Source organism: Anabaenopsis arnoldii (assembly GCF_028331025.1).
GTDB lineage: Bacteria > Cyanobacteriota > Cyanobacteriia > Cyanobacteriales > Nostocaceae > Anabaenopsis > Anabaenopsis arnoldii.
Genome location: NZ_JAQMUH010000162.1, coordinates 1 through 4,449 on the forward strand (window position 1 = coordinate 1; position 4,449 = coordinate 4,449).

Here is a 4,449-nt window from a genome sequence, read left to right on the forward strand (position 1 = left end):
GCGCAGTCGAAACCCGGTGGTTGAGCGCAGTCGAAACCCGGTGGTTGAGCGCAGTCGAAACCCAGTGGTTGAGCGCAGTCGAAACCCGGTGGTTGAGCGCAGTCGAAACCCGGTGGTTGAGCGCAGTCGAAACCCAGTGGTTGAGCGCAGTCGAAACCCAGTGGTTGAGCGCAGTCGAAACCCGGTGGTTGAGCGCAGTGGAAACCCGGTGGTTGAGCGCAGTCGAAACCCGGTGGTTGAGCGCAGTGGAAATCAGCATTATTCAGAAGATTCCATACGAAAATTTTTATAATGTGATTCATTCTGACATTCAGCCAAAACATGAACACGATCCCAACTGCTATTCATTAAAGCCATCTTCTTAGCTCGACTCCATCCCTGAACCTGCTTTTCTCGTTCAAAAACATCAACCACATTATCAAAATGTTCAGCATAAACTAACTTTACAGGTAATCGCTTTTTAGTATAATTTGCACCCAAACCATTTTGATGTTCCCATAAACGACGGGGTAAATTTATTGTACTTCCTGTATAGAAAGAACCATCAGCACATTCTAGGATATATAGATAAGCCATTATGATAAACTCATGATGATATAGACTTTTATTGTTCCCTTCGACTTCGCTCAGGGAACATATTGATTTCGGTAGTTGAGCGAAGTCGAAACCCGGTAGTTGAGCGAAGTCGAAACCCGGTAGTTGAGCGCAGTCGAAACCACGATCCCCCCAATAATCTCTAAAATCTCCAGCGGTTCTCTTAACCTCACTTCCTCCCCCTTCTATTGTTCCCTTCGACTTCGCTCAGGGAACATAACCCCGGTGGTTGAGCGTAGTCGAAACCACTAAAATTAGCAACATATAATATTCTTATGCACACCCTAGCCTCTCGTATGCAGGCGGTACAATCGCCAATCATTCCTGTGGTTGGGGAATTAATCCAAAATTCCCCCGGTACCATTTCCTTAGGACAAGGTGTAGTTTCCTACAACCCACCACCAGAAGCCATTCAGCTTTTACCGCAATTCTTAGCAGATTCCACTAATAATGTATACAAACCTGTTGAGGGAATCCCTGTATTATTAGCAGCGATCGCCCAAAAATTAGAAACTTTCAACCGCATTATTATTAACCAAAATAACTCAATTGTAGTCACTGCGGGCAGCAACATGGGGTTTATGAACGCCATCTTAGCCATTACTACCCCCGGTGACGAAATTATCCTGAACACACCTTACTATTTCAACCATGAAATGGCCATAACCATGGCCGGGTGTACTCCCGTATTAGTAGCAACAGATGAAAACTACCAACTACGTCCCCAAGCGATCGCCCAAGCAATTACCCCCAGAACCCGTGCTGTAGTCACAATTTCCCCCAATAATCCCACAGGAGTTATTTACCCAGCAGCCGCATTACAACAAGTAAATCAAATATGTGCAAATCATCGCATCTACCATATTAGCGATGAAGCCTACGAATATTTTACCTACAACGGCGTTAAACACATTTCCCCTGGTAGTTTTGAGGGTGCAACAGATTACACCATTTCCCTGTATAGCCTATCCAAAACCTATGGGTTTGCAAGTTGGCGGATTGGTTATATGGTAATTCCCCAACACCTACTAGAGTCAGTCAAAAAGATTCAGGATACAATTTTAATTTGTCCCCCCGTAGTTTCCCAGTATGCCGCAGTAGGAGCATTACAATCAAGCTCAGAGTATTTACATAATCACATTGGAGCAATTGCCCAAATCAGAGAAATAGTCATAGATGCCCTCAAACCCCTAGCAGGTCTATGTAATATTACCCCTGCCCATGGTGCATTTTATTTCTTCCTCAAAGTTAATACCCAGATCAATAGCTTTGAATTAGTAAAAAGGTTAATTCAAGAACATCAAATCGCAGTAATTCCAGGTACAACTTTTGGCATGAAAGATGGATCTTATCTGCGGGTAGCTTATGGGGCGTTGCAAAAAGATACAGCTAAAGCAGGTATAGAAAGATTAGTAAAAGGCTTACACAGGATAGTCAGTAATACTTGACCCATCCTGCGCCTTATGTGTAATAAGTTTCTTTGTTTGTATCCTTGATAGTTCCTTGCTCAGAGCCTATTGGCGTTGAGACCCGCCAATTAATCTAAAGCAAATTCTACAAACTCTAGTTGTCCAGCTAACATATTTTTATCCACCGCCGACAAGGTTTTATTATGAGAACGGGGAGAATTTAAACAGCCACAAACTAACTGGGCGACATCTGCCCGGTGAATAGTACCAACAATACGCGTATCTTCGGTTAAAATACCATTGCCTGTTGCCGGTTCCGATTTTAAGCCCCCGGGGCGAATAATAGTGTAAGTCAGCCCACTAGCAATTAAATGTTGTTCGGCCTTGTCTTTTTCCACTAACACAGGTCCCAATGTTGCTAGAGCTTGGGGAGGTAAAGCACCAGCACTATTACCAGTACCAATGGATGAAATTAAAATAAACCTTTGTACCCCTGCTTTTACTGACGCATCAATGAGATTTTTATTACCCAGATAATCAGCCCTTTCACCCTCCGAAGGTAAACCGCCAATGGTACTAATTACCGTTTGGATAGGTTCATCACCGAGTATGGCAGCTTCTACATCACTGATATTTAAAGCATCTCCCATGACAGTTTTAACACCTATTGCTTCTAGTTCAGGAGTTTCGCTTCTTAGGAGTGCTTTCACCCGGAGATTTTGCGCCGTTAAATATTTAGCAATTTCTCGACCAACGCCACGACTTGCGCCGGCGAGAAAAATGTAAGATCCAGTGGTCATATTAAGGGATTATAAATTCACTTCCTCAGCTTACAATGTAGCGAACTCATTAAACGCCAAAGTTCACCAATCACAAGCACTATGGATGTGCCGACAACTACACGCACCCAATCCTTCGGTGTTCCCTGTTCCCTGTTCCCTGTTCCCTGTTCCCTAAGATAAAAATTACCTGTTGAAAACTTATCAAACATCCTCTTAGACAACCCTGTAAAGGCAGACTGACTTAATCCCAAGCATCGAGCATTAAACAAATTCCAGAATTGTAACATTTTCCTTGCTCAACTATGGTACTGCGATAAATTTTGTAAGCAGGATAGGTTCCCTCTTCAATACTGTGATTTCTAGCCTCAGCTTGAGTTATTTTTCTAACTGGTTCCGCTGATTGCATATTTTTTCACCTTATCTAGTAGAAAGAAAATACCTTTTATGAACTTTTGTAAGACAAATTAAGCTGATGTTTACAGCTTTTTATACTTCCTAATAGCGTTATTCATCAAGATAATTTGTTCAGCATGAAATGACGGAGGTATCAAGCTGTGAATCCTATGTTCTAGTCCATCATGCATTACATCTGTGGGTAATTGAGAGTGATCTAATCCCAATGTATGACCAATTTCATGGGTAATAGTATTAGCAATCAAGTTAGATAATTGAGCCAAATTTAGACTTGCTTCATGGGAAACATCAAGTATTTTGTCTAAACGAACAAGAGCAATAGTAGTAACTTGCTGATGAGTAAAACTAGCAATTCCAAGATAGTCAACTAGTTGCTGGTCAGCTAATACATGGATATGGGTAAAATTATCCCCCCACTCTCTTTCATCAGGAGGTTCTGAGGTCAAAAACACATTGACACTCCTAAAAGCACTAAAGACCTTAGCAAGAGCATCTGTCATAACTGCTAGTATTGTGCTATTGTCCTCAATGTCAACAATCACTCTGGAAATATCAACCAAAATACAATGGCGAATATCGCGATTGTCTTTAGCTATTAACCATCCACAATAGGGACACACTAGCCAACTTGTTTGAACACGAGAACGACAACCTTGACAGCGAAGCTTTGCAGGTCTATCAAGGTTAATTCGTTCCCAAATCGGAACTTTCATCTCAGGATTTGTCTTCCTCAGATTTAGACGTTCATAAAGAGACATTTTACTTATAAAACGTGCTAAGGAGACCAGGGTTTTGAGTAGATTTTTGATTCCAATTTAGGTTCACATGAACCGTTAACTGGTTAGATACACCTGTCTTATTTAGGTCTATTTTGTGGGAATCACCACTTTTTTTTAAGAGGTTGTTTGATAAGTCATGATTAGTGTATCAACTATTGTTTGACCCCACCCTAACCCTCCCCTTGTAAGGGGAGGGGACTGGATTTTATTGTTTTTTGTGTGTTCCCCAATCCTTTCCAATCCTTCCCAATCCTTCCCAATCCCTGTTCCCTGTTCCCTGTTCCCTGTTCCCTAAGATAAAAATTACCTGTTTAATACTTGACAAACATCCTCTAAGAGTAATAGCCATGATTGTATAATCCTAGATATTCAACAGTAAGAGTTTGTGAAATTATAGACAAATCTACAAAGTCACTTTACCAGGGGTAAACCTGATTGGAGTTACTCCTAACCCCTCTATCCCGTCTGCAA

The 4,449-nt window shown here is 41.6% G+C and carries 6 protein-coding genes; 1 reads left to right on the plus strand and 5 read right to left on the minus strand.

Annotated features, from left to right (window positions below):
* Together PN457_RS14455 and PN457_RS14460 are read right to left on the minus strand one after the other, a co-directional pair.
* The coding region (locus PN457_RS14455) for a hypothetical protein (protein ID WP_271734075.1) at nucleotides 1-302 on the minus strand (302 nt) is incomplete at its 3' end.
* A complete protein-coding gene (locus PN457_RS14460) occupies nucleotides 259-576 on the minus strand; it encodes a GIY-YIG nuclease family protein (RefSeq protein WP_271734076.1) in 318 nt (105 codons plus the stop codon). The genes PN457_RS14455 and PN457_RS14460, both read right to left, overlap by 44 nt.
* Nucleotides 577-869: 293 nt before the next feature.
* On the opposite strand from PN457_RS14460, the gene PN457_RS14465 reads away from it, so the two are divergent.
* A complete protein-coding gene (locus tag PN457_RS14465) occupies nucleotides 870-2,042 on the plus strand; it encodes a pyridoxal phosphate-dependent aminotransferase (RefSeq protein ID WP_271734077.1) in 1,173 nt (390 codons plus the stop codon).
* Between the two features lie 89 nt (nucleotides 2,043-2,131).
* On the opposite strand, the gene PN457_RS14470 is transcribed toward PN457_RS14465, so the two are convergent.
* The 3 genes from PN457_RS14470 to PN457_RS14480 form a co-directional block, all read right to left on the minus strand.
* Nucleotides 2,132-2,803: an SDR family oxidoreductase gene (locus PN457_RS14470; protein WP_271734078.1), complete on the minus strand. Its 672-nt coding sequence runs from the start codon at nucleotides 2,801-2,803 to the stop codon at nucleotides 2,132-2,134.
* A 223-nt stretch (nucleotides 2,804-3,026) separates the two neighbouring features.
* The gene (locus PN457_RS14475; RefSeq protein WP_271734079.1) at nucleotides 3,027-3,191 is read right to left on the minus strand and encodes a hypothetical protein; all 165 of its coding nucleotides are present in this window, start codon (nucleotides 3,189-3,191) and stop codon (nucleotides 3,027-3,029) included.
* 70 nt (nucleotides 3,192-3,261) lie between these two features.
* Nucleotides 3,262-3,912, minus strand: a complete 651-nt coding sequence (locus tag PN457_RS14480) for a matrixin family metalloprotease (protein WP_271734080.1) — start codon at nucleotides 3,910-3,912, stop codon at nucleotides 3,262-3,264.
* Nucleotides 3,913-4,449: the final 537 nt, after the last annotated feature.